Annotated in this window: 22 protein-coding genes; 6 read left to right on the top strand and 16 right to left on the bottom strand. The window is 65.8% G+C overall.

What is annotated here, in order from left to right:
* The 11 genes from rbfA to CAP2UW1_RS14815 form a co-directional block, all read right to left on the bottom strand.
* A complete protein-coding gene (gene rbfA / locus CAP2UW1_RS14765; RefSeq protein ID WP_015767423.1) occupies positions 1 to 411 on the bottom strand; it encodes a 30S ribosome-binding factor RbfA in 411 nt (136 codons plus the stop codon).
* Positions 412 to 3,243, bottom strand: a complete 2,832-nt coding sequence (gene infB / locus CAP2UW1_RS14770) for a translation initiation factor IF-2 (RefSeq protein WP_015767424.1) — start codon at positions 3,241 to 3,243, stop codon at positions 412 to 414.
* Between the two features lie 19 nt (positions 3,244 to 3,262).
* Entirely contained in the window at positions 3,263 to 4,735 is a 1,473-nt protein-coding gene (gene nusA / locus CAP2UW1_RS14775; protein WP_015767425.1) for a transcription termination factor NusA, read from the bottom strand.
* A gap of 14 nt (positions 4,736 to 4,749) precedes the next feature.
* Positions 4,750 to 5,217, bottom strand: a complete 468-nt coding sequence (rimP, locus tag CAP2UW1_RS14780; protein ID WP_015767426.1) for a ribosome maturation factor RimP — start codon at positions 5,215 to 5,217, stop codon at positions 4,750 to 4,752.
* A 139-nt stretch (positions 5,218 to 5,356) separates the two neighbouring features.
* The gene (gene rluB / locus CAP2UW1_RS14785; RefSeq protein ID WP_363319328.1) at positions 5,357 to 6,232 is read right to left on the bottom strand and encodes a 23S rRNA pseudouridine(2605) synthase RluB; all 876 of its coding nucleotides are present in this window, start codon (positions 6,230 to 6,232) and stop codon (positions 5,357 to 5,359) included.
* A 79-nt stretch (positions 6,233 to 6,311) separates the two neighbouring features.
* On the bottom strand, positions 6,312 to 6,902 hold the full coding sequence (gene scpB / locus CAP2UW1_RS14790; protein ID WP_015767428.1) for an SMC-Scp complex subunit ScpB: 591 nt from the start codon (positions 6,900 to 6,902) through the stop codon (positions 6,312 to 6,314).
* The gene (locus CAP2UW1_RS14795) at positions 6,865 to 7,725 is read right to left on the bottom strand and encodes a segregation and condensation protein A (RefSeq protein WP_015767429.1); all 861 of its coding nucleotides are present in this window, start codon (positions 7,723 to 7,725) and stop codon (positions 6,865 to 6,867) included. Before CAP2UW1_RS14795 ends, scpB begins: the two co-directional genes overlap by 38 nt.
* A gap of 19 nt (positions 7,726 to 7,744) precedes the next feature.
* Entirely contained in the window at positions 7,745 to 8,947 is a 1,203-nt protein-coding gene (locus tag CAP2UW1_RS14800; RefSeq protein ID WP_015767430.1) for a tryptophan--tRNA ligase, read from the bottom strand.
* Positions 8,948 to 8,964: 17 nt separating this feature from the next.
* Positions 8,965 to 9,618 (bottom strand): site-2 protease family protein, encoded by a 654-nt coding sequence (locus CAP2UW1_RS14805; protein ID WP_015767431.1) that lies wholly within the window; start codon positions 9,616 to 9,618, stop codon positions 8,965 to 8,967.
* Positions 9,619 to 9,628: 10 nt separating this feature from the next.
* Entirely contained in the window at positions 9,629 to 10,255 is a 627-nt protein-coding gene (locus tag CAP2UW1_RS14810; RefSeq protein ID WP_015767432.1) for an L-threonylcarbamoyladenylate synthase, read from the bottom strand.
* Between the two features lie 15 nt (positions 10,256 to 10,270).
* The gene (locus tag CAP2UW1_RS14815) at positions 10,271 to 11,137 is read right to left on the bottom strand and encodes a 3',5'-nucleoside bisphosphate phosphatase (protein ID WP_015767433.1); all 867 of its coding nucleotides are present in this window, start codon (positions 11,135 to 11,137) and stop codon (positions 10,271 to 10,273) included.
* Between the two features lie 233 nt (positions 11,138 to 11,370).
* Between CAP2UW1_RS14815 and CAP2UW1_RS14820 the strand changes: the two genes are divergently transcribed.
* Genes CAP2UW1_RS14820 through CAP2UW1_RS14830 form a run of 3 tightly spaced genes read left to right on the top strand, consistent with a single transcriptional unit; the run spans position 11,371 to position 13,702 of the window.
* Positions 11,371 to 12,012 carry an FMN-binding negative transcriptional regulator gene (locus CAP2UW1_RS14820; protein WP_015767434.1) on the top strand — a complete coding sequence of 214 codons (642 nt, stop codon included), beginning with the start codon at positions 11,371 to 11,373 and terminating at the stop codon, positions 12,010 to 12,012.
* On the top strand, positions 12,012 to 12,860 hold the full coding sequence (locus CAP2UW1_RS14825; RefSeq protein ID WP_015767435.1) for a class I SAM-dependent methyltransferase: 849 nt from the start codon (positions 12,012 to 12,014) through the stop codon (positions 12,858 to 12,860). The genes CAP2UW1_RS14820 and CAP2UW1_RS14825 overlap by 1 nt, the downstream gene beginning before the upstream one ends.
* Complete coding sequence (locus CAP2UW1_RS14830; RefSeq protein WP_015767436.1) at positions 12,857 to 13,702, top strand: class I SAM-dependent DNA methyltransferase; 846 nt, start codon at positions 12,857 to 12,859, stop codon at positions 13,700 to 13,702. Before CAP2UW1_RS14825 ends, CAP2UW1_RS14830 begins: the two co-directional genes overlap by 4 nt.
* A 155-nt stretch (positions 13,703 to 13,857) precedes the next feature.
* Here CAP2UW1_RS14830 and CAP2UW1_RS14835 read toward each other — a convergent pair whose 3' ends face one another.
* The 5 genes from CAP2UW1_RS14835 to CAP2UW1_RS14855 all read right to left on the bottom strand — a co-directional run bounded on the left by CAP2UW1_RS14835 (position 13,858) and on the right by CAP2UW1_RS14855 (position 18,481).
* Complete coding sequence (locus CAP2UW1_RS14835) at positions 13,858 to 15,366, bottom strand: sensor histidine kinase (protein ID WP_015767437.1); 1,509 nt, start codon at positions 15,364 to 15,366, stop codon at positions 13,858 to 13,860.
* Entirely contained in the window at positions 15,333 to 16,064 is a 732-nt protein-coding gene (locus CAP2UW1_RS14840; protein WP_015767438.1) for a response regulator transcription factor, read from the bottom strand. Before CAP2UW1_RS14840 ends, CAP2UW1_RS14835 begins: the two co-directional genes overlap by 34 nt.
* 67 nt (positions 16,065 to 16,131) lie before the next feature.
* A complete protein-coding gene (locus tag CAP2UW1_RS14845) occupies positions 16,132 to 16,941 on the bottom strand; it encodes a spondin domain-containing protein (RefSeq protein ID WP_015767439.1) in 810 nt (269 codons plus the stop codon).
* A 141-nt stretch (positions 16,942 to 17,082) separates the two neighbouring features.
* Positions 17,083 to 17,790 carry an N-acyl amino acid synthase FeeM domain-containing protein gene (locus CAP2UW1_RS14850; RefSeq protein WP_015767440.1) on the bottom strand — a complete coding sequence of 236 codons (708 nt, stop codon included), beginning with the start codon at positions 17,788 to 17,790 and terminating at the stop codon, positions 17,083 to 17,085.
* Positions 17,791 to 17,818: 28 nt separating this feature from the next.
* Positions 17,819 to 18,481, bottom strand: a complete 663-nt coding sequence (locus CAP2UW1_RS14855; RefSeq protein WP_015767441.1) for a bactofilin family protein — start codon at positions 18,479 to 18,481, stop codon at positions 17,819 to 17,821.
* 520 nt (positions 18,482 to 19,001) lie between these two features.
* On the opposite strand from CAP2UW1_RS14855, the gene CAP2UW1_RS14860 reads away from it, so the two are divergent.
* Genes CAP2UW1_RS14860 through CAP2UW1_RS14870 form a run of 3 tightly spaced genes read left to right on the top strand, consistent with a single transcriptional unit; the run spans position 19,002 to position 22,390 of the window.
* On the top strand, positions 19,002 to 20,411 hold the full coding sequence (locus CAP2UW1_RS14860) for a sensor histidine kinase (protein ID WP_015767442.1): 1,410 nt from the start codon (positions 19,002 to 19,004) through the stop codon (positions 20,409 to 20,411).
* Positions 20,412 to 20,438: 27 nt separating this feature from the next.
* Entirely contained in the window at positions 20,439 to 20,999 is a 561-nt protein-coding gene (locus tag CAP2UW1_RS14865) for a hypothetical protein (RefSeq protein WP_015767443.1), read from the top strand.
* Positions 20,996 to 22,390, top strand: a complete 1,395-nt coding sequence (locus CAP2UW1_RS14870; protein ID WP_015767444.1) for a sigma 54-interacting transcriptional regulator — start codon at positions 20,996 to 20,998, stop codon at positions 22,388 to 22,390. Before CAP2UW1_RS14865 ends, CAP2UW1_RS14870 begins: the two co-directional genes overlap by 4 nt.
* Positions 22,391 to 22,505: the final 115 nt, after the last annotated feature.

Raw genomic sequence — 22,505 nt, forward strand, 5'->3', positions numbered from 1 at the left:
TCAGCGCGGGTCGGGATCGGCTTCAGGGGCCTGGTCTGCCGGACTGCTGTGTTCCGAGATCGCCACCGCCTCGCTGATCAGCTTTGAAAGCTGGGCGCCGTGCTCGAGTGACGCATCGAAAACGAAATGCAGCTCAGGTGTCGCGTGGATGCTGATGCGCTTGCCCAGTTCGCGGCGCAAAAAGCCGCCGGCGTGTTGCAGGCCGGCGTACACCGCGTCGAGTTGCTCGCTGCCGGCCAGCGTGCTGAAGAATACCTTGGCATGTGCGTAGTCGGCGCTCACCTGGACTTCCGTCAGGCTGATCATGCCGACACGCGGATCCCTGAGCTCGGTCCGGATCAACTCGGCGAGCTCGCGGCGGATCTGCTCGGCGATCCGGTCGCGGCGGGCAAAACCCCGGTTGCCACTCACTTACAGCGTCCTTGCCACTTCCGTGACGTCGTACACCTCGAGCTGGTCGCCCTCCTCGTAAGCATTGAAGTTCTTCAGCGAGAGACCACACTCGAAGCCCGACCTGACCTCCTTGACGTCATCCTTGAAGCGCTTCAGCGACTCGATCTCGCCGTCCCAGACGACGATGTGCTGACGCAGCAAGCGCGCGCGCGAGCTGCGCTTGATGACGCCCTCGAGGACGTAACACCCGGCGATGGTGCCGATGCGCGTGGCGTGGAAAACTTGCCTGATTTCGACCAGACCGGTGATGTCCTCCCGCTTCTCGGGCGAGAGCATGCCGGAAAGCGCTGCCCTGACCTCATCGACGGCGTCGTAGATGATGTTGTAGTAGCGAATGTCGACCCCCGCGGTCTCGGCCGCCTTGCGCGCGCCGGCGTCGGCACGCGTGTTGAAGCCGATGATCACCGCCTTCGAGGCCTGTGCAAGGTGCACGTCGGACTCACTGATTGCGCCGACCGCCGCATGGATCACATTGACCTTGACTTCGCCGGTCGACAATTTCAGCAACGACTGCACGAGAGCTTCCTGAGAACCCTGGACGTCGGCCTTGATGATCAGGGCGAGGACCTTGGCTTCCGCCTCGGTCATCTGTTCGAGCAGGTTCTCGAGATTGGCTGCCTGTTTGGTCGCCAGTTTGACGTCACGGTACTTGCCCTGGCGGAACAGGGCGATCTCGCGCGCCTTGCGCTCGTCGGCGAGTACCACCGCCTCCTGACCTGCCGCCGGCACATCCGAGAGCCCCAGGATTTCGACGGGAATCGACGGACCGGCTTCCTTGATCGGTTTGCCGTTCTCGTCCAGCATTGCCCGCACCCGCCCGAAGACTTGGCCGGCCAGGAGGACGTCGCCCTGATGAAGTGTTCCCGAGAGAACCAGCATCGTCGCCACCGGCCCCCGCCCACGGTCGAGGCGGGCTTCGATGATCAGACCCCTGGCCGACGCCTCACGCGGCGCCTTGAGTTCCAGCACGTCGGCCTGCAGCAGGACGTTCTCGAGCAACTCGTCGATGCCGACGCCGGTTTTGGCAGAAACGGAAACGAAAGGCGCATCGCCGCCATACTCCTCGGGCACGACATCCTCGACGACGAGTTCCTGTTTGACCCGCTCCGGCTGGGCGCCCGGCTTGTCGATCTTGTTTACCGCGACGATGATCGGCACCCCGGCGGCTTTCGCATGGTGGATGGCCTCACGCGTCTGCGGCATCACACCGTCGTCGGCTGCGACCACCAGGATGACCAGGTCGGTGGCCTTGGCACCACGTGCGCGCATGGCCGTGAAAGCCTCGTGACCCGGCGTATCGAGAAAGGTCACCACGCCGCGGTCGGTTTCGACGTGGTAGGCGCCGATGTGCTGGGTGATGCCGCCAGCCTCGCCGCTGGCGACGCGTGTGCGGCGGATGTAGTCGAGCAGCGAGGTCTTGCCGTGATCGACGTGACCCATGACGGTGACCACCGGCGCGCGTGGCTCGAGGGCGACATCCTTCTGGTCGGCGCCAGGGGCCTCATCGAGGAAGGCATCCGGGTCGTCGAGCTTCGCGGCAAAGGCTTTGTGACCCATTTCCTCGACGATGATCATCGCCGTTTCCTGGTCGAGCGACTGATTGATGGTCACCATCGAGCCCATCTTCATCAGCGCCTTGATCACTTCGGTGGCCTTGACCGCCATCTTGTGCGCCAGATCGGCAACGGAGATCGTCTCGGGCACATAGACCTGGTGGATCACCGGCTCCATCGGCAACTGGAACGAGTGTTCCTCCTCCTCACCGCCGGCGCCGCGTCCGGGACGCTTGCCGTGCTTGTTGTCCCGCCAGCCGGTAGCACCGGTGGCGCCGCGCGTCTTCAAGCCGGCGCGCTTGTTGGCACCCTCGTTCTTCCACTGGCCTTTCTTGTCGGCGACCTTCTTCTCCGGCAACTTCTTGTCGGTCGCCTTCTTGTCGCCCGTCGCCGGCTTGCCGGCCGGCTTGTGCAAGGTCTTGTCTTCGGCGGGACTCTCGCTCGCGGTCTGTGCTGCCACCTGCTTGGCAACGCCGGCCGCCTTCGCCGCCACTGCCTTGTTCTCGGCATCCTGCTTGAGGCGCGCCAGATCGGCGGTGCGCTGTTGCTTGCTCTTGAACTCGGCTTCCTGGCGAGCGCGCAATTCGGCGTTGCGCCGCTCTTCTTCAGCGCGCAGCCGCTGCTGCTCCTCGCCGATGATCGACGCCCGCGTCACCACTTTCTTGCCGCCCGCCTTCACGTCGGCGACAGGTTCGGGACGCGCTTCGACCGGCGGCGCGGCGACGGTTTCGACAACCGGTTCGCTCTTCACCTCGACGACCGGCTCGGCCGGCGCTTCGATGGGCGCTTCGGTGATCGCCTGCACGACCGGCTCGACGGCCACTTCGCGGATCGGCTCGACATGCTCGACAACCGGCAGCGCTCGCGCCTCCTCGACGACCGCCGACACCGCGGCGGCCTGCGGCGACCCGGCCGGCACTTCGGCACGTGCGTCGGGAACATCGCGCTTGACGAGAACGCGCTTCTTGCGCACCTCGACCTGCACGGTATGCGACTTGCCGTGCGCGTCCTGCGACCTGATCTCGGTCGTTTCCTTGCGCGTCAGGGTGATCTTGGTCTTGCCGTCCGCCCTGCCATGCGCGCGTCGCAAATAATCCAGCAGCTTCGACTTGTCCTGCTCGGAAAGCAGATCGTCCGCCTGTCGTCTGCCGACGCCGGCCTTCTGCAACTGTTCGAGCAGCGCGCCAGCCGGCATCTTGAGCTGGGTCGCAAATTGGGCAACACTTGTTTGCGCCATATGAATTCCTCTTTCCCGCTTACTCGAACCAGTGCGCACGCGCCGTGGTGATCAGTTGTTTGGCCCTTGGGGTATCGATCCCGGTGATCTCGGTGAGTTCGTCGACCGCGAGATCGGCCAGGTCGTCGCGCGTCTTGATCCCGCTGCTGGCCAGCTTGCCGGCCAGCACCTTGTCCATTCCCTCAAGGTTCAGCATGTCCTCGGCGACCTCACCGATTTTCTCTTCGGTGACGATCGCGTCGGTCAGCAAGACATTGCGCGCGCGCTCGCGCAGTTCCTGAACGGTGGCCTCGTCGAAGGACTCGATCTCGATCATCTCGTGGAGCGGCACATAGGCCACCTCCTCGAGGGTCGAGAAACCTTCTTCGATGAGGATGTTGGCCAACTCCTCATCGACGTCGAGCTTCTCCATGAACAGCACGCGAATCGCTGCAGCCTCGGCCTCGACCAGTGTTTTCGACTCTTCCTCGGTCATCAGATTGATCGTCCAGCCGGTCATTTCCGACGCGAGGCGAACGTTCTGGCCGCCGCGACCGATCGCGATCGCCAGGTTCTGCTCGTCCACGACGACGTCCATGCTGTGTTTCTCTTCATCGACGATGATCGAACTCACCTCCGCCGGAGCCAGCGCGCCAATCACGAACTGTGCCGGGTCGGCCGACCAGAGCACGATGTCGACGCGCTCGCCGGCCAGTTCGTTGGTCACCGCCGTCACCCGCATACCGCGCATCCCGACACAGGTGCCGATCGGGTCGATGCGCTGGTCGTTGGACTTGACCGCGATCTTGGCACGCATGCCGGGGTCGCGGGCAGCCGCCTTGATCTCCAGGAGGCCATCATCGACTTCCGGCACCTCCAGCGCGAACAGCCTGATGATGAACTCCGGCGCCGTGCGCGAGAGGATCAACTGCGGCCCGCGGGCAGCGCGATCGATGCGCAGCAGATACGCCTTGACGCGGTCGCCGATACGCAGGTTCTCACGTGGAATCATCTGATCGCGCGGCAGAACGGCCTCGATCTTGCCGGTCTCGATGATCGCGTTGCCGCGCTCCATGCGCTTGATCGTACCCGTGACCAGGTGTTCCTTGCGCGCCAGAAAGTCGTTGAGGATCTGTTCGCGCTCGGCGTCGCGAATCCTCTGCAGAATCACCTGCTTGGCCGCTTGCGCGCCAATGCGGCCAAAATCGATCGGCTCGAGCGACTCCTCCAGGAAATCACCGATCTCCACCTCCGGGTCCTGCTCCTGCGCGTCCGACAAGGGGATCTGCTGTTCCTCATCGAGAAAGTCGCCGTCGGCAACCACTTCCCAACGACGAAAAGTCTCGAAATCGCCGGTCTCACGATCGACGACCACGCGCACGTTGGCGTTGTCGTGAACGCGCTTCTTGGTAGCCGACGCCAGCGCCATTTCGAGCGCGCCGAAGACGATGTCCTTGGTCACGTTCTTTTCGCGCGCCAGGACATCTACCAGCAGCAAGATTTCGCGGCTCATTTTCCCTTTACCTCCTAAACCAGCCTGTTGCTCGACTTCTTCAGATCGAAGTCCGGAACCAGCCGTGCCTTGTCGATGTTGGCCAGGTCGAACTCGATCTCGCCGGAATCGATCTGCACGCGCACTTTTCCATCCTGGGCGCCATGCAGGACACCAGCGAAGTTCCGTCGACCGTTGAGCGGCAAGCGCAGCTTGATGGTGACCTCCGAGCCAGCAAAACGCTCGAAATCCACTTCCTTCGTCAACGGCCTGTCGAGCCCCGGTGACGAGACTTCAAGACGTTCGTAGTCGATATTCTCGACCAGCAGGACGCGCGTGAGCTGATTGCTGACCAGCGCACAGTCTTCGACATCGACACCACGCGGCTTCGCGGGCTTGTCGATGAAGACGCGCAGCACGCGCCCACGCGGACTGCGCTCGACGTCTACCAACTGGTAGCCGAGACCCGTTACCGTAACTTCAAGAACTTCGTGCAAATCCATGGCTGCAAACAAAAAATGGGCGAAACGCCCATCCCCGAAAAAATTGCCCCCTGGGGGGCGAGCGGAAAACCCTTCAATTATAAAGAAAATGTCAGGCTGCGTAAATGCGTGCAGGGCAAACAGAGAGCTTGCGGAATTCTCAGCGCTCGCGTGGTCGGCGTGGCGCACGTCCAGCTTCGGGATTGGCCATCCCGAAGTCGGCCAGCAGCTTCTTCACGTCCGCCTCGCTCAATTCGAGCACCTGGCCACGCTTCAACCCCGGCGGCAGGGCGAACGGACCGTAACGCACGCGCATCAGCCGACTGACGACCACACCGACCGCTTCGAACATGCGGCGCACCTCGCGGTTCCTGCCCTCGTGAAGAGAGACGCGGTACCAGCGGTTGGCGCCCTCGCCGCCCGCCTCCTGAAAGCTGGCAAACTGCGCCGGACCATCGTCGAGATCGATGCCGTCGAGCAGTTGCCGGCGCACTTCCTCGGTCAGCTCGCCGAGAATTCTCACCGCATACTCGCGGACCAGTTGGTAGCGCGGATGCATCAGTCGATTGGCGAGATCGCCAGAGGTCGTCAGCAGCAGGAGCCCGCTGGTGTTGAAGTCGAGACGGCCGACCGCCACCCAGCGTCCGGCCGAAATGCGGGGCATCGACGTGAAGACGTTGGGTCGATGCTCGGGGTCGTTGCGCGAAACGATCTCTCCCTCGGGCTTGTGATAGAGGATCACCCGCGGCAAACGGTCGGAAAAGCGCAGCTGCACCAGCTTGCCATTGACCTTTACCCGGTCGCCGGCGCTTGCCGTCTGGCCGACGCTCGCCGTCTCGCCATTGATCGAAATACGACCGGCCGCGATCAGCTCTTCCATTTCCCGACGCGAACCGATACCGCTCTGGGCGAGCAGCTTGTGCAGGCGCTCGGGCTTTCCCGCAACTTCCTGGTGACGCGTACGCCGGGACGAGTCGCGCTGGCCGCCGCGAGCCGGCTTGCCAGGACCGCCGACGGTACCGGAAGAATCCGGCACCGCTGCGGACGGACGTCGCCCTGCAGCCGCCGAGCGGGCCGGACGCGGCTGGGGAGAGGGATCGGCAGGGGGTCTGCGATTACTTGTCGGCATCATTGAGGTCCAGGGTGGGATTGATATGTTCGAGGGCCGGCAACTCGGCGAGACTGCGCAGACCCAGGTCGTCGAGGAATTTCCGGGTCGTCGCCAGCAGCGCCGGCCGCCCGGGCGTGTCGCGGTGACCGACGACGTCGACCCAGCCGCGCTCCTCGAGCACGCGGATCACCTGCGTCGCCACCGTGACCCCACGGATATCCTCGATATCGCCGCGCGTCACCGGTTGCCGGTAGGCGATGATGGCCAGCGTTTCCAGCACCGCACGCGAATAGCGCGGCGGCTTCTCGGGGTTGAGCCGCTCCAGATACGGCATGAACTCGGCGCGCGTACGAAAACGCCAGCCGCTCGCCACCTGCAGCAGTTCGAGCGAGCGAGCGTCCCACTCCGCGCGCAGCTCGTCGAGCAGCACGCGCAGCACGTCGGCGGCAATCCTGTTGTCGAAAACCTTCCTGAGTTCACCAAGCGACAGGGGCTCCTTGGCACTCAGCAGCACCGCTTCGAGCACGCGCTTCAACTCGCCGGGAGTGCCCGACAGCTCAGGCGTCGGGGCGGGATCGGGAGTCGCTGCGTTCATCAGCCAACCTCAGGTAGATCGGCGCAAAGGCTTCCACCTGCGTCATTTCCAGCAGATGCTCGCGCGCCAGTTCAAGCAGGGCCAGGAAGTGCACCACGAGAACCGGTGCACCCTGCGCGGGATCGAAAAGATCAGCGAACTCGACGAAGCCGCCGGCGCCACGCAGATGACGCAGGATCAGCCCCATGTGCTCGCGCACCGACAACTCCTCGCGCTGCACCAGATGACGGGTGTGCAGCCTGGCCTGTCGCAGGATCGCAGACCAGGCATTTTGCAGGTCCAGCACATTGACTTCCGGTAGTCGCCGCAACAGGGTCTTTTCGACCCAGGCCTCGACCCAGTCGAAATCGCGCTCGGCCTGTGGCAGCTCGTTGAGTCCGTGCGCGGCGAGTTTCATCTGCTCGTACTCGATCAGGCGGCGAACCAGTTCGGCGCGCGGATCCTCGGCCTCGCTGCCTGCGACGACCTTTGGGCGAGGCAGCAGCATCCGCGATTTGATCTCGATCAGCATCGCCGCCATGACCAGGTAGTCGGCGGCCAGCTCGAGGTTCTGCGAGCGCATGGCCTCGACGTACACCAGGTACTGCTCGGTGAGCGGCGCCATGGGAATGTCCAGAACATTCACGTTCGCCTTGCGAATCAGGTAGAGCAGGAGATCGAGTGGTCCTTCGAAGGCATCGAGCATGACCGCCATCGCATCGGGCGGAATGTAGAGATCATGCGGCAGCTGCGCCAGGGGCTCGCCATAGATGCGGGCGAGCGGACTGGCCGCCGGGTCGAGCGACTGCTCCGCTTCCGCTTCGATGGTGGCAGTATCGCTCATCGCCGTTGCGAGCCGGCGCTCAGCCGTAATGCAGCCCCATGGCGTCGCGCACGTCGCGCATCGTTTCGCGAGCGAGCTGGCGTGCCTTGTGGGTGCCGTCGGTGATGATCTCGTGCACCAGACGCGGGTCGTCGAGATACGGCTGCGCCCGCTCACGCATCGGTGCCTGCTCGGCCAGAATGCCATCGATCACCGGTTGCTTGCACTCCAGGCAGCCAATCCCCGCACTGCGGCAACCCTGCTGCACCCAGGCCTGACAGGTCTCGTCCGTATAGACCTGATGCAGTTGCCAGACGGGGCACTTGTCCGGGTCGCCAGGGTCGTTGCGGCGCACGCGCGCCGGGTCGGTGGGCATCCGCCTGACCTTGTGGGTCACCGACTCCGCGTCCTCGCGCAGGGTGATCGTGTTGCCGTAGGACTTCGACATCTTCTGGCCGTCGAGCCCGGGCATCCGCGAGGCCTCGGTCAGCAGCGCGCCGGGCTCGACGAGAATCATTTTGCCGGTGCCTTCGAGATAGCCGCAGAGGCGTTCGCGGTCGACATGCGAAAGGCCCGCGACTTCATCGAGCAGCACATGCGCACGCTCGATCGCCGCCTGCTCGCCGTGCTGTTGAAAACGCGTGCGCAGTTCCTGATAGCGGCGCGCGCGCCGGGAGCCCAGTCGGGTCACCGCTTCCCTGGCCTTGTCCTCGAAACCCGGCTCGCGCCCGTACAGGTGATTGAAGCGGCGCGCGACTTCGCGCGAAAACTCGATGTGCGGCACCTGATCCTCGCCCACCGGCACCTTGTCGGCGCGGTAGATCAGGATGTCGGCCGATTGCAGGAGCGGATAGCCGAGGAAACCATAGGTCGACAAGTCCTTGTTCTCGAGCTTTTCCTGCTGATCCTTGTAGGTCGGCACGCGCTCCAGCCAGCCCAAGGGGGTCATCATCGACAGCAGCAGATGCAGCTCGGCATGTTCGGGCACCTGCGACTGGATGAACAGCACCGCCCGCTCGGGATCGACACCCGCCGCCAGCCAGTCGATGACCATGTCCCACGAGGAACTGACGATGCCCTGCGGGTCGTCATACTGAGTCGTCAGCGCATGCCAGTCGGCAACGAAGAACAGGCAGGGATACTCGTTCTGAAGGCGGACCCAGTTCTTCAGCACCCCATGATAGTGACCGAGATGCAGGCTGCCGGTCGGCCGCATGCCGGAGAGGACTCGTTCTGCGTACATGTTCTGTCTTCGACGATTCAGGAAGGTAATTGAAACAGCATTTCGACCATCCCGCCGACCAGACGCATCACCGGCGTCAACAGCGACCCGAGCACTCCGGTGAATAACAGGACCAGCAGGATCGGGAAGCCGAAACGCTCGATCTGCGCAAAGCGCCAGGCCACGGCTCGTGGCAGCAGGCTGACCGCAATGCGGCCGCCATCGAGCGGCGGCAACGGAAAGAGGTTGAGCACCATCAAAGCGATGTTGACCGACATGCCGACCTCGGCCATGCGCGCCATCGGCAGACTGAAGAAATTGATCGGCAGGAGCCAGGCCAGCTTCATCACCAGAGCCCAGAACAGCAACATCGCCAGATTGGCCCCCGGACCGGCCGCGGCGACCCATAACATGTCGCTTTTCGGATGGCGCAGGCGACTGAAATCGACGGGAACCGGCTTCGCCCAGCCGAACAGGATGCCGCCAGTAGACAGCAGCAGGATGATGCCCGGCACGATGATCGTCCCGACCAGATCGATATGCTTCAGCGGATTGGCCGTGATCCGGCCCTGCTGCCAGGCGGTGGGATCACCGAAATGGCGCGCGGCATAGCCATGCGCCGCCTCGTGCAGCGTGATCGCCAGAATCACCGGCAAGGCGGCAATGGCAATCGCCTGAATCAGCGCCTCCATGCGGTCCTCCTCAATCGAGGCCAAACGGCGCCAGCGACCCGAGGCCGGCGCGGACCAGCACCGGCAGCTGGCCGGTCAGATCGACAACGCTGGTCGGCTCGACCCCGCAACGCCCGCCGTCGAGGATCAGCTCGAGCTGGGCGTCGAGCCGGTCGCGGATCTCCCACGCTTCGGTCAGTGGCTCATCGTCGCCCGCAACGATCAGGGTCGAGGTCAGCAGCGGCTCGCCGAGCTGCGCCAGGAGCGCCAGGGTGACCACATGCGCAGGCACGCGCAGGCCGATCGTCTTGCGTTTGGGGTGCAGGACGCGCCGCGGCAGCTCGCGGGTTCCCTCCAGGATGAAGGTATAGCTGCCCGGCGTGGTGGCCTTGAGGAGACGATAGCGAGCATTATCGACGCGCGCAAACTGACCGATCTGCGACAGGTCGCGGCACATCAGGGTCAGATGGTGTCGATCATCGACACCCCGCAAACTGCGAATGCGCTCGACCGCCGCCTTGTCGCCGAGCTGGCAACCGAGAGCGTAACTCGAGTCAGTCGGCAGGGCGATCACCCCTCCCTGCCCGATGACCTCGGCCGCCCTTTGCAGCAACCTCGCCTGCGGGTTCTCCGGATGAATTGAAAGATACTGTGCCATGGCTTGTCAGAAGGCTCAAAAAGCTTCCCAGACCGGCGTCAGGCCGTCCGGCAAGGGCGCCAACTGGCCGAGATCCACGTAACTCTCGCCGGGCCCGTGAAAATCCGAACCTCGCGACGCCAGAAAGCCGTACTCCTTCGCCAGGCGGCCATAGACAGCGACATGCTCCGGCGTGTGACTTCCCGACATGACTTCGATCGCCTGCCCACCGAGATCCTTGAACTCGCCGAGAAAGCGCCGCATTTCGCTACGCGTCAGCTTGTAACGGCCCGGGTGCGCCACCGCCGCAATCCCGCCTGCATCGAGGATCCAGCGCACCGAGTCGCCCAGCGTCGCCCAGCGATGATCCACGTAACCCGGTCGCCCGGGGACCAGATACGCCTCGAAGACACTGCGCAAGTCCTTGCAGACGCCAGCTTCCACGAGATAGCGTCCGAAATGCGCGCGACTGATCAGGTTCGGGTTGGCCGCATAACGCATCGCCCCCTCGAAGGCGCCACCGACGCCGACCAGAGCAAGTTCCGCCGACATCCGCCGCGCACGTTCTATCCGACCCGAGCGGATAGCGGCCAGACCGGCGTTCAGTGGTGCGTCGGCGACATCGAAGGCCAGGCCCAGAACATGAATCTGCAGCCTCTCCCATTCGATCGAGATCTCGACCCCATTGACAAACGCCATACCCACCGCGTCAGCCACCTCGCGCGCCGCCGCCAGGCCGTCGACGTCGTCGTGGTCGGTCAGGGCGAGCATGTCGACACCATTCGCCGCCGCCCGACGCGCGACTTCCGCAGCCGGGAGAAGGCCGTCAGAGCAAGTAGAGTGGCAGTGAAGATCGCAGTTGAACACGGCAGAAGACAGGAAAGGGCAGAATGAGCAGCGCAAAATCGAGAACTGCCTATGATAGCACAGCGCGCTGCGCGGCTCCCGGGGCAGCCTTGTCCAACGCGGTATGAGCGTGAGGCGCAATCACATCAGATTGAAACGCAATCTGACCACGTAGAAGTAGTCGGCGGCGACAAGACGCGGCATCTGATGTTCCAGCCATATGCGCAGCATTCTCTCCGCGTTCAAGGTTGATTACACTCTAGCCTTCATGAGCCTGTGAACGGAACGGTATGTACCTACCTCAGCATTTTGAAGAAGCGCGCGCGGAAGAGCTTCACCGCGTGATCCGCGACTACCCGCTTGGCGTGCTCGTGGTTGATGGGCCGCGCGGACTCGATGCCAATCACCTGCCTTTCGAGTTGAATCCGGATTCCGGCGAGCGCGGACATCTGCTCGCTCATGTCGCGCGCGCCAATCCCTTATGGCAGGAGGCGAAGGATGGTGACGACGCTCTCGTGATCTTTCGTGCTGCCAATGCCTATGTCTCACCCAACTGGTATCCGAGCAAGCACGAGTTTCATCGGCAAGTGCCAACGTGGAACTACCAGGCTGTGCACGCTCACGGAAAGATCAAGATTCGCGATGACGAAAGGTTCGTGCGCGGTGTCGTGGCCCGCCTCACGCGGGTGAATGAGGCGCGCACCGGGTCCGACAAGCCTTGGAAGATGAGCGATTCATCAAAGGAGTATATCGATCAGATGTTGTCAGCCATCGTCGGCATCGAGATCGAGATCACCCAGCTGGTCGGGAAGTGGAAGCTTAGCCAGAACCGCGAGGAGCGAGATCGCATCAACTCCGCCGAGGAGTTACGCAAGCGCGGCGAGCACGTCACATCCGCAGCTATGCTGGCGGCTTTAGTCAATGGAGGCTGATGCCGCCGAACACGCTGGATTCTGAGGGGGGATTGGTGATGGCTGGTCTGGAAACACACTATTCGGTCCGCGACATCGAGACGCGAATCCTGGCGGCCATCCGCGCCGCCGGATTGAATCCCGAGCAAGGCTTGTCGCCCGAGGAACTGGCGGCGCTTGACCATTTCCACACGGGCGGGCTCGGCGCCTCACGCGGGTTGCTGGAGCTGGCGCGAATTCGGGGCGAAGACCGCGTTCTCGACATTGGAGCCGGGCTGGCCGGTCCCGCCCGGCTGCTCGCTTCCACCCTCGGCTGCCGCGTCGACTGCCTCGAAATGTCGCGCGATTTCTGCGCAGGTGCCGTGCTGCTGAATCGACTGACCGGGCTTGACGACCGGATCGAGGTGCATAGGGGCAGTGCTCTCGACCTGCCATTTCCAGACGACTCGTTTGATGTCGTCTGGATGCAAAACGTCGGCATGAACATCGCCGACAAGCAGACGCTCTACGGGGAGATTTACCGGGTCCTCAAAGCGGGGGGCCGGTTCGCTTTCCAGGAGATGGCCGCAGGAGAAGCGCCGACGTCCTACTTTCCCCTTCCATGGGCCACTGACCCGGCCGACAGCTTCCTGGTCTCTGCTGAGGAGATGGGCTCGCTTCTCGGCGCAACCGGATTCATCGTTGAGTTCCTGGAGGACACCAGCGATGCTCACTTGGGCGCGACACCCGCAAACATGACGCCCGCTACTCCGGGACAGCTGAGCCTGGCGGTGTACGTCGACAATCTCGCACAGAAGGCCGGGAACGCCCGACGCAGTCTTGACGAAGGCCAGGTCCGGCTTGTAAGGGGTGTCTTCCGGGTGCAATGAGTAAGCGCACAGCCGAGATTGCGGCGCCGTCATCGCCGGTTGGCGATCGCCGACAGATGACTCACCTGGATCCGCCCCCCCATGTACCGCCGTTCCGGCCTTGCGTGCCCGATCAGGACGTCACCGGCCGATACGGCTTCGCCTGGCGAGGTCCAGGGGAGTTCTACGCCCGATTGATCGTCGACGACCTCGAATCGCTTGGCGCCTCGTCGGGCCCGACCGTCCTCGACATTGGCTGCGGCGGCGGCTTGCTTGGCGCCAGGATCTGGCAACAGGCAATCGCCGCGCGCGCCGGTTGCTACATCGGCGTCGAACCCGACACGGCCGCCGAGCCCGCGCCGGTGTTTGCGCGCGTGCACCCGCACACGTTCGAGGAGGCGCCGATCGATGCTGCCTCGGTCGATCTCGCCTATGCCGCCATGGTGCTCGAGCATGTCCGCCAGCCGGCGGACTTCTTCGCCAAGCTCGCCGACGTCGTGCGCCCCGGGGGAGTGTTCTGGGCATTCACGGTAGACCGCCGACACTACTTCTCGTGGTGCAGCGAGCTGTTGGGCGCGCTCCGCCTCAAGGATCGCTACCTGGACCGCGTGCGCGGGCGGAGGGGCGAGCACCTCGCGCGCTACGACAATTTCCCGGTCTTTTACCGGTGCAACAGCCCTGCCGCGCTTCGCCGCCTCGCCGGCAACGAGTTTTCCTTGCAGACCTGGAGCCTGCATCGCCTCGGACAACTCGATGGCTACGTACCGTATCGCCTGCGCCGGCTGTCGCGGATGGCGGACCGCATCATCATCCGGGCACACCTTCCGGGAAGCGTGCTGGTGGCGAGGATGGTGCGCCGGTGAGGTGGGGTGCTGGCACCGCGTGCGCCGGCGAACGACCCGGCTTGCACCCCGGGGCGCAGGGGGAAGCCCCGGCCAGCACGCAACGCGGCGACTCCTCCCGGGCCGGCGGCGACGCGCCCCGACCATCAACCCCACAGCACCCGCAGCGGAACTGATCAGTTCGTCAGCGGCAAAGCCAGACAGAGTCGCGTACCACCGAGCACCGACGGCAAGGGCCGCAGGCTGCCGCCGTGCAGCGCCGCCACGCGTTGTGCGATCGCCAGACCGAGGCCGCCGATGCCGCCGCTGGTGCGTCGGAGCGGCGGGTCGCGCAGCGACTCTCCCTGCTCGAGACGACTCAGCAGTTCTGCCGACAGACCGGGGCCGGCATCCTCGACCAGCACCTCGGCCAGCCCGCCCTCACGTCGCAGACTGACGCGCACCGGTGCAGCGCCTGCGGCGTGCCGCATGGCGTTGTCGATCAGGTTGCTCAGCGCCCGCTCGATGAGATGCAGATCGCCCTCGAATTCCAGGGGTCCGGGGGGTGCGCCGTGCAAGGTCACGGGCGGCGGCCCGTCACCGAGATCGAACTTCTGTACCGCGTCGGTCACCAGTTCGTCGAGGCGGAAACGCTCGCGATGCAGCACCTGATCGGTGGACTGCAGCGCCGCCAGTTCGAACAGTTGCTGCGAGAGGAGGCGAACCTTGTCGCTCTGGGCCAGGGCCGCGGCCAGCACGCGCTCGCGCTGCCCCGATTCGGCCAGCCCCCTGCCGGCCAGCGCTTCGAGGTGACCGTGCAGCGCGGTCAGCGGGGTGCGCAGGTCATGCGCGACGCCGGCCATCATCTCGCGGTGGTCGCTCGCCTGCTGCTGCTCGCGCGCCGTCTGCGCCTCGATGCGCTGCGTCATCGCGTCGAAAGCGGCGCCGATGGCGCTCACCTCGTCGCCGGTGCTGCGCTCCTGCTCGCCCGTCGGCACGCGGCGACCGGCGGCGGCGCCGGTGTTCAGGGTACGCAGGGAGTAGTCGCGCAGGCGACCGGCCAGACGATGCAGGGGCTGGGTCAGGCGGCGAAAGACGAAGATGCCGAGCAGCAGCGTCACCAGCATGCCGGCCGCGGCGACCAGACCGGCACCCTGCCAGACCCGGCGCAGGCTGAGTTGCCCGGCCACCTGCTCGCGCGCCTGCCCGTCGAGCACGACGTACAGGTAACCTGGCGGCCGCGCGTCAGCGGCACGCGGCGGGAACATCGCGGCGCTGAAGATGCGCGGAATTCCCGAGCCCATCGGGTCGGTGCCGCGCAGCGGCAGAGCAGCGCCGGCCAGGAAGTCGCGCACTGCCTGGAGGTCCACCTGTTCCTGTCGCACCATGCCGGGATCGCCGATGTAAGCCTGGACGCGGCCGTCGGCATCGAGGACATAGACCTGGATACCGGGGTTGACCACCATCAGCATCGACAGCAGCGCCGCACGCGCCGCGCGGTCGGCCTGATCGGGGTCGGTCAGGGTGATTTCCGGCCAGTGTTCGACGATGTGGCGAGCCAGTCCGTGCGACAGCCGCTGCAGCGCTTCCTGCTCGTGCTCCGCGGCGACATGCCGACCGAGCAGGCCGACGAGCGCACCGTAGGCGAGCAGCAGCAGCGCCAGCGCCAGCGTCAGGCGAGTGGTGAAGGAACGGCGGCTGAGCATGCGGGTTTCTCTTCGAAACGGTAGCCGACGCCCCAGACGGTGACGATCCGCCGCGGGTCGCGCGGGTCGTCCTCGATCTTCGTGCGCAGACGGTTGATGTGCGAGTTGACGGTGTGCTCGTAACCGTCGAAAGCGGCGCCCCAGACGCGCTGCAGCAGCTCGCCGCGGCTGAACACCCGGCCCGGGTGGCGCGCCAGGAAGTACAGGAGATCGAACTCGCGCAGGGTCAGCGGCACGACATCGTCGCCGCGCAGAAGCTCGCGGCGGACGGTGTCGAGCCGGAAAGGACCGAAGCGCAGTTCCGACGCCAACGCCGGCGACGAGCGCAATTGCTCGATCCGCCGCAACAGGGCGCGCACGCGCGCCACCAGTTCGAGCATCGAGAACGGCTTGGCGAGGTAGTCGTCGGCGCCCAGTTCGAGCCCCAGCACACGGTGCGCCTCGGCCGAACGGGCGCTGAGCATGATCACCGGCACATCCGCGTGACGTGCCCGCAGGTGGCGGCAGACGTCCCAGCCGTCGGCGCCCGGCAGCATGAGGTCAAGCAGGACCATGTCCCAGCGCTGGCGATCGATCGCCGCCATCGCCTGCAGGCCGTCGGACTCGCGATGCAGCCGGTAGCCGGCCGCCTCCAGGTGCAGACGCAAGGCGGCGGCAATCGCGTCGTCGTCCTCGACGAGCAGCAGTTGCTCGTTCATCGGGCGACCGGTACCGCGCGCGGGCGGCACCGGAGCGTCCGGGAAAGGTGAACGACGCCACTCGGCGTCACACCGGCGCGACGGTGGAGGCCGACGGCTGGCCGCGGCGGCGACGCGACAGCCAACCGACGGCGAACAGACCGCCGGCCATCAGCGCGTACGTGGCGGGTTCGGGAACGACGGCGAAGCTGATTCGGTAGACATCCGAGTCGGCGGCAAGCGCGCTCGCGAACACGTAGCCGGCACCCGTGGTCAGTCCGTCGAAACCGGCAAGTTCGGCGAAATTGAAACTGACGACGCCGTTCTGCGGCGTGCGCAGGTCATTGTTGCCGACGAAGGCAGCCGCCAACGGATCGAACAGCTCGGACCCGGCATCCCAGATGTCGCGCGCTTTCTGACCGATCGATCCGATCAGCAGGTTGCCGGCGGCGTCGAATAAGCGGAAGCGCGTCGGCGAGTCGTTGCCGATGAAGAAGTCGTTGCTGGGCACGACCATCGCGGCGAAGGTGAAGAAGGGATTCAGCATCGTATCCACCAGGAAGCTGCTGCTGCGGCGCTCCCCGGGCTGCAGCAGACCACCGATCGTGCCGCGCGTCGCGCTCGGATCGGCCGCCGCGAAAGCCGGCTGCCAGGCCGAGCCGCTGCCGCCTTCGGCCACAGAGACGATTGGCGAAGTGGCAGTCTCGCCATTGTTGAAGGCGTCGAAACTGCCGTTGTTGAAGCCCAGGTGCAGCGGCGCGAAGCTGATGCTGTTGGTGGGTGCAAGATTCTCGACTTTCACGGTAACGTTGAGCTGCGCCGCGCCAGCCGTCGCGCACAAGGCGAGCGCAGCGGCACCGACGGTGAGGCGGGCCAGGGTGCAAGAAGTATGGTACATGAGGGTTCTCCTGTCAGGATGTTGCGATCGGCAAACGAGCCCGCAAGGCAGACTCGCCGGGCTGATCATAGGCAGCCCGCATCCCGCAGTCCTCATCGAAAGATCACGGCGCCGTGAATCCCGCCGGCAGGCGGGCGGGATTCACGCGGCGTCGGCAAGCGCCTCGCGGCCAGACAGCCTGGCGATCGACACGGAGAAATCGTCGAGCGCCCGGTGCAGGAGAAGCGCCGGTGCGTCCACCCGCGGGCACTGGCGCAGACCGCCAAGCTGTCGGAAGCCGAGAACGCGCTGATAGTAGCGGGCGTGCCGCGGATTCACCTCGATCACCACATCGGTGGCCGCAAAGCGCTCCTGTCCGTGTCGATGTGCCGACTGCAGGAGGGCGATCAGCAGGTCCGGCGAACTGGATTCCGGAGCTACCGCCAGCCTCGACACCTCGCAAACGACGTGCCCGGGGCGACGCAGGCGACCGATTTCCGGCGCGTAAAGGACGTCGGCGAGCAAGCCGGCAGAGGAATCGCGGCCCAGCGTAAGGGTGGCCACGACCTCGTCGCGGTGCCAGGCGGCGAGCGTCAGCCGGTGCGGATCGTCCACCGGTGGCCTGACGGCTTCGCTCTGGTAGCCCCGCCAGGCGTACATCCGGCGCACCAGCATGCTTGCCATGCCTTGCTCATACGGCGTGCGCGCCGGGCGAATGGCGTAGTCGGTGCGGTAGGCGAGGTAAGTGGGGTACGCCGCAGCAGGTTCGGGCGGCGGCGGACGGCGCGTGGCGCCCGACAACTGCACGCCATACCGGTCAAGGGCGACTGGCGCTCCCGGCTGTCGACCGGCGTGCAAGGCGGTCAGCATGGGCGCTCCCTGCGGCGTCGTGGCATGGTCAACCGGCCGCCGCGTTGACCGCGACCAGCGCTTCCATCACCGGTCTGGTGCGCGCCGACACATTGTCGGACAGAATGTTGATGTCGCCGGAGACCTCGCCGCCTTCGTCGACCACCAGTTTGCCGTAGCGAATCTTGCCGCTGACGCGCCCGGTCGCATGAATGATCAGTTGGCTGCGAGCGGTCAGTTCGCCTTCGAAGCTACCGTGGATCTCGGCGATGTCGATGCTGACCTTGCCGACGAAGGCGCCGTTCTCGGCGATCCGGATCACCCGGCTATCCATCGTCGCCTCGACCCGACCTTCCACCACCAAGGTATCGCAGTCGAGGATTTCGGCGCCCTTGAGCTTGACGTCGGGGCCGACGAGGAGGCGGGCACCGATCATGTTGTCGCTGATCAACGACTCGCGGGGCACCGCCGCGCTGGCGCGTGCCGGGGTGTTGGTGGCACGCACGGGCTGGGCGCCGGAGAGATTCTGAGTCACCTCGTCGGGAGACACCGGCGATTGGGCGACTGAGTGAACCGGCGAACTGTCCCTGCCGGCACTCGCCGGCGAGCCTGCGGACGGTGCAGCGGACTGGGTGCTGGAACCGACGCTCGGCTGGACGTCGCGACGGGTGACCGGGTCGTTGCGGTTGAAGACGTTGGGTTTGTTGAACATGGCGCTTCCTTCTCGGTGGAGTGGTGGTACTGACGTCGGGAAGAGCCTAGCGAGATCCGTGCCATGTCAAGATTAGCTATACACAACAGGATGTTGCGGAAGATTATTGAACCAGAAGCCGCGCTTTCCCCGGAAAACCGTCGGGAAAAAGCGACAGAATCGCCGGAGTTTTTTGCAAAGACGTTCCGGCACAGCCACTTGCCGTGTCGCCGTTTGGCGACACGCTGGCCAAGGCATTGATTCGCCGGGAATCCCAGCGTACCGTCGAGCCCGACACCGGCAGGCGCCGTGGCCATCGGGTGCACCGCGCGCCGTCACGACGGGCTAAACTGGCGGCATGCAGCGCACGCGCTGGACCTGCCGGCTGTGTGGTCCGCGGCCCCTGCCCGCCGCTTCTGGCGAGGACACACGGGTACCGCGACCACGCGCGCCAGACGCGCCGGCCTCCATCGGACTGCCCTGTCCCGCCAGCGGACGGGCAAGGGATTCCGCTTGGCGTTGCCCGGAGATATCGGTTGCCATGATTCGCCTATCGTTCCGGCAGAGCATGCTCGCCGGATTCCTGTTGATCGCATCCCTGCTCAGTTGGGCGGCCGTGCGCAGTTGGCTCGTCCTCGAGCAGTTTGTCGACGCGAGCCGGCTTAGCGGCGAGCATGTGCTGCAGCTCAGCGGATCGATCCAGGAGCTCGCCGACCGGACGGTGGACCTCGAACGTAGCGCGCGCCAGTTCGTGGTCCTCAACGAAGCGACGCTGATCGCACGCTTCGACACGCACCTCGTGCATGCCCTGGCGGCGGTCGGGCGTTTGGAGTCGATTCCCGGCGAAGCGCTGGGGACGCTCACGGGCGACTGGCGCGCGGCCGCCGAAGAGCTCAGCGCGGGCCTGCACCGAGCGGCGCCTGCCGTCGAACTTCTACCGCTGCTGAAACGCCTTGCCGAGATCAACGGCGAACTGGCGCACGCCGGCCGGCAGTGGATCGACCTGCAGAATGCCATGCTGCTGGCGCAGCTCGAACAGAGCCGCCTGCAACTCGCCGGGCTGGTGGCGGTGACGGTCGGCGGTGCCTTCGTGGTTGCCCTGGCGATGAGCTGGTGGCTGTCGCGGCCGATCGGCAGCATCGTGCGCTCGATCGAGTGCCTCGGCGAGAGCCGCTTCGACATGCCCGTGGCGGTCGGCGGCCCGGCCGACCTGCGGCGGGTGGGGCGCCGGCTAGAGTGGCTGAGGCAGCGCCTGGGCGAACTCGAGACCGACCGCGAGCGCACGCTGCGGCACGTCTCGCACGAATTGAAGACGCCCCTGACCGCCTTGCGCGAGGGCATCGCGCTGCTGCAGGAACAGGTGCTGGGGCCTCTCGAAGGAGCCCAGCAGGAGGTCGTCGATATCCTTCAGCACAACGTGATGGCCTTGCAGGGACACATCGAAAGCCTGCTCCGACTCAACGCCGCCTGCTTCGAGGCCCGCCGCCCGACCTACCGCCCGCTGCTGTTGCGCAAGCTGCTCGCCGATGTCGTCCAGGGCCGGGAACTGCAGATCCAGGCACGCCAACTGACCGTGCTGCGCGAAGCACCGGCGATCGCTCGCAACCTCGACGGCGAGAAGTTGCTGGTGGTCGTCGACAACCTGCTCTCCAACGCCATCGATTTCAGCCCGGAAGGCGGTGTCATCCGCCTGCAGGCCGCCGCCTTCGGCAAGAGCATCCGCATTTCCTGCATCGACCAGGGACCGGGGATTGCCGCCGAGGATGCGGAACGCATCTTCGAGCCTTTCGTCCAGGGGCGCCTGGCCTCGCCGACACCGCGCCAGGGCAGCGGCGTCGGCCTGTCGATCGTCCGCGAACTGATGACCGCGATGGGCGGGCGAGTCATGCTCGTGCGTTCCGATGGGCAGGCTCCGGGAGCGCATTTCTGCATCGAGGTGCCCTGTGGATAGCCGCTCCGCGGAGAGGAGGATGGCGCGTTGACCGCCGGTCGCCTGCGCCGCCACGGGCTCGGCTTGCTCGCCGCCGCGCTGCTCGCCGCCTGTGCCGGCCAGCCGGCGCCGGAGCCGGAGTCGCCGCCCACCCCCACGCTGTCGAAGAAGGTCGATGAGGGCGCCATGTTGCCGCTGCTCGGTTACCTGCAACTGCTGCTGCAGATGTCCCCCCAGGAACTGCAGCGGGAGCGCGGCGTCCTGGCGGCGATTCCACAAACGCCGGCGACGCAGGTTCGCCTGGCCATGTTGCTCGGGCAAGCGCGCGGCCCGGGCGATCTCCTGCGCGCGCTCGGTCTTCTCGACGGCGTGCTGAAGAGCCGGGAGCCGGCGGCGGCCAGCCTGCACCCGCTGGCGCGGGCACTGGCCAGTCAGTACCAGGAGCGTTTGAAGCTCGAGTCGCAGAACGACAAGCTCCTGCAGCAGTTGAAGGACAGCCAGCGCCGCAGCAGCGAACTGCAGGAGAAGCTCGACGCCCTGACCGATATCGAACGTTCGTTGCCGGTGCGCCCGACGCCCGCCGGCAACGCGCCCGGAGTCCCGCGATGAACCTCGTTCCGAAAGCCCACGCCGCGCATGTCCTGGTCATCGACGACGACCTGGATCTGCTGCGGCTCCTGTCGATGCGCCTGCACGCCCGGGGCTTCCGGGTGTCGACGGCCGCCTCTGCCGAGGAAGGGCTGGCACGCATCGCCGTCGAACCCCCGCAGCTGGTCGTCAGCGACATCCGTCTGCCGGGCCAGGACGGGCTAGCCCTGTTCGACGAGATCCGCTCGACCCGACCGACCCTGCCGGTGATCCTGCTGACCGCCCACGGGACGATTCCGGATGCGGTGCAGGCGATGTCACGCGGCGTCTTCGGCTATCTCACCAAACCCTTCGACAGCAAGGTGCTGCTGGAAAAGATCGAGCAGGCGCTGCAGCTCTCGCCGGCCGCTGCCGGACACGAGACCGGCAGCGGCGAGGCCTGGCGCGAAGGCATCGTCTTCCGCAGCAGCCGCATGGCGGAACTGCTCGAGGAAGCGCGGGTGGTCGCCGCCTCGGACGCCAGCGTCCTCATCCGGGGCGAGAGCGGAACCGGCAAGGAGGTGCTGGCGCGCGCCATCCACCGCGCCAGCCGACGCGCGCGGGCGCCGTTCGTGGCCATCAACTGCGGCGCCATCCCGGAGCAGTTGCTCGAGTCGGAACTCTTCGGCCACGTCCGCGGCGCCTTCACCGGTGCCGCCAACGCGCACCCCGGCCTGTTCCAGTCGGCCGACGGCGGCACGCTGCTTCTCGACGAGATTGGCGACATGCCGCTCGCCCTCCAGGTGAAGCTGCTGCGCGTACTGCAGGATCGGGCGGTGCGTCCGGTGGGTTCAACGCGGGCCGAGCCGGTGGACGTGCGCGTGCTTTCGGCCACCCACCGCGACCTCGAAGTCGCCATGATCGAGGGCCAGTTTCGCGAGGATCTCTACTATCGCCTGGACGTCGTCACGCTGACGCTGCCGCGCCTCGACGAGCGGCGCGAGGACATCCCGCTGCTGGCGACCTGTTTCGTCCAGCAACTGGCCAGCAAGTACGGCAAGCCGATCGCCGGCATCGCCCCCGAGGCCCTCGAGACGCTCGCCAGCGCCGCCTGGCCGGGCAACGTCCGCCAGCTTTACAACGTCGTCGAGCAGTCCTGCGCGCTGGCGACGACGCCGCTGATTCCGCTGACCCTGATCCAGCGCGCCCTGCGCGTGCCGACGATGGAAGCGCTGTCCTACGCCGAGGCAAAGCAGCGCTTCGAGCGCAACTATCTGGTGCAGCTTCTCAAGCTGACCGACGGCAACGTCGCCGACGCCGCCCGCATCGCCGACCGCAACCGCACCGAGTTCTACCGTCTGCTGCAGAAGCACGAGCTGACGCCGGCGATGTTCCGCGGGGCGGCCGGCGACAGCGGCGTGGTCGAGCGGTGAAGGGCTTGCGGCGCCAAACCGGGCGCGGCAGCGGGCGTCGGTCGGTCGGCAGGCGCCATGAGCGGCCATCGAATTCTCGTGCTCGGCCGACGACAGCCGTCCCGTTGCCAAAATT

Source organism: Candidatus Accumulibacter phosphatis, assembly GCF_000024165.1.
Classification (GTDB): Bacteria; Pseudomonadota; Gammaproteobacteria; order Burkholderiales; family Rhodocyclaceae; genus Accumulibacter; species Accumulibacter phosphatis.

Excerpts from the sequence above, each read along its gene's own strand:
- CAP2UW1_RS14850 (WP_015767440.1), bottom strand. The coding sequence starts at position 17,790 with ATGCTGACCGCCTTGCACGCCGGTCGACAGCCGGGAGCGCCAGTCGCC.
- CAP2UW1_RS14860 (WP_015767442.1), top strand. The coding sequence starts at position 19,002 with ATGATTCGCCTATCGTTCCGGCAGAGCATGCTCGCCGGATTCCTGTTG.
- CAP2UW1_RS14855 (WP_015767441.1), bottom strand. The coding sequence starts at position 18,481 with ATGTTCAACAAACCCAACGTCTTCAACCGCAACGACCCGGTCACCCGT.
- nusA (WP_015767425.1), bottom strand. The coding sequence starts at position 4,735 with ATGAGCCGCGAAATCTTGCTGCTGGTAGATGTCCTGGCGCGCGAAAAG.
- CAP2UW1_RS14820 (WP_015767434.1), top strand. The coding sequence starts at position 11,371 with ATGTACCTACCTCAGCATTTTGAAGAAGCGCGCGCGGAAGAGCTTCAC.
- rimP (WP_015767426.1), bottom strand. The coding sequence starts at position 5,217 with ATGGATTTGCACGAAGTTCTTGAAGTTACGGTAACGGGTCTCGGCTAC.
- CAP2UW1_RS14840 (WP_015767438.1), bottom strand. The coding sequence starts at position 16,064 with ATGAACGAGCAACTGCTGCTCGTCGAGGACGACGACGCGATTGCCGCC.
- CAP2UW1_RS14795 (WP_015767429.1), bottom strand. The coding sequence starts at position 7,725 with ATGAGCGATACTGCCACCATCGAAGCGGAAGCGGAGCAGTCGCTCGAC.
- CAP2UW1_RS14830 (WP_015767436.1), top strand. The coding sequence starts at position 12,857 with ATGAGTAAGCGCACAGCCGAGATTGCGGCGCCGTCATCGCCGGTTGGC.
- CAP2UW1_RS14845 (WP_015767439.1), bottom strand. The coding sequence starts at position 16,941 with ATGTACCATACTTCTTGCACCCTGGCCCGCCTCACCGTCGGTGCCGCT.
- scpB (WP_015767428.1), bottom strand. The coding sequence starts at position 6,902 with ATGAACGCAGCGACTCCCGATCCCGCCCCGACGCCTGAGCTGTCGGGC.
- CAP2UW1_RS14800 (WP_015767430.1), bottom strand. The coding sequence starts at position 8,947 with ATGTACGCAGAACGAGTCCTCTCCGGCATGCGGCCGACCGGCAGCCTG.
- CAP2UW1_RS14825 (WP_015767435.1), top strand. The coding sequence starts at position 12,012 with ATGCCGCCGAACACGCTGGATTCTGAGGGGGGATTGGTGATGGCTGGT.
- infB (WP_015767424.1), bottom strand. The coding sequence starts at position 3,243 with ATGGCGCAAACAAGTGTTGCCCAATTTGCGACCCAGCTCAAGATGCCG.
- CAP2UW1_RS14810 (WP_015767432.1), bottom strand. The coding sequence starts at position 10,255 with ATGGCACAGTATCTTTCAATTCATCCGGAGAACCCGCAGGCGAGGTTG.
- CAP2UW1_RS14805 (WP_015767431.1), bottom strand. The coding sequence starts at position 9,618 with ATGGAGGCGCTGATTCAGGCGATTGCCATTGCCGCCTTGCCGGTGATT.
- CAP2UW1_RS14870 (WP_015767444.1), top strand. The coding sequence starts at position 20,996 with ATGAACCTCGTTCCGAAAGCCCACGCCGCGCATGTCCTGGTCATCGAC.
- CAP2UW1_RS14835 (WP_015767437.1), bottom strand. The coding sequence starts at position 15,366 with ATGCTCAGCCGCCGTTCCTTCACCACTCGCCTGACGCTGGCGCTGGCG.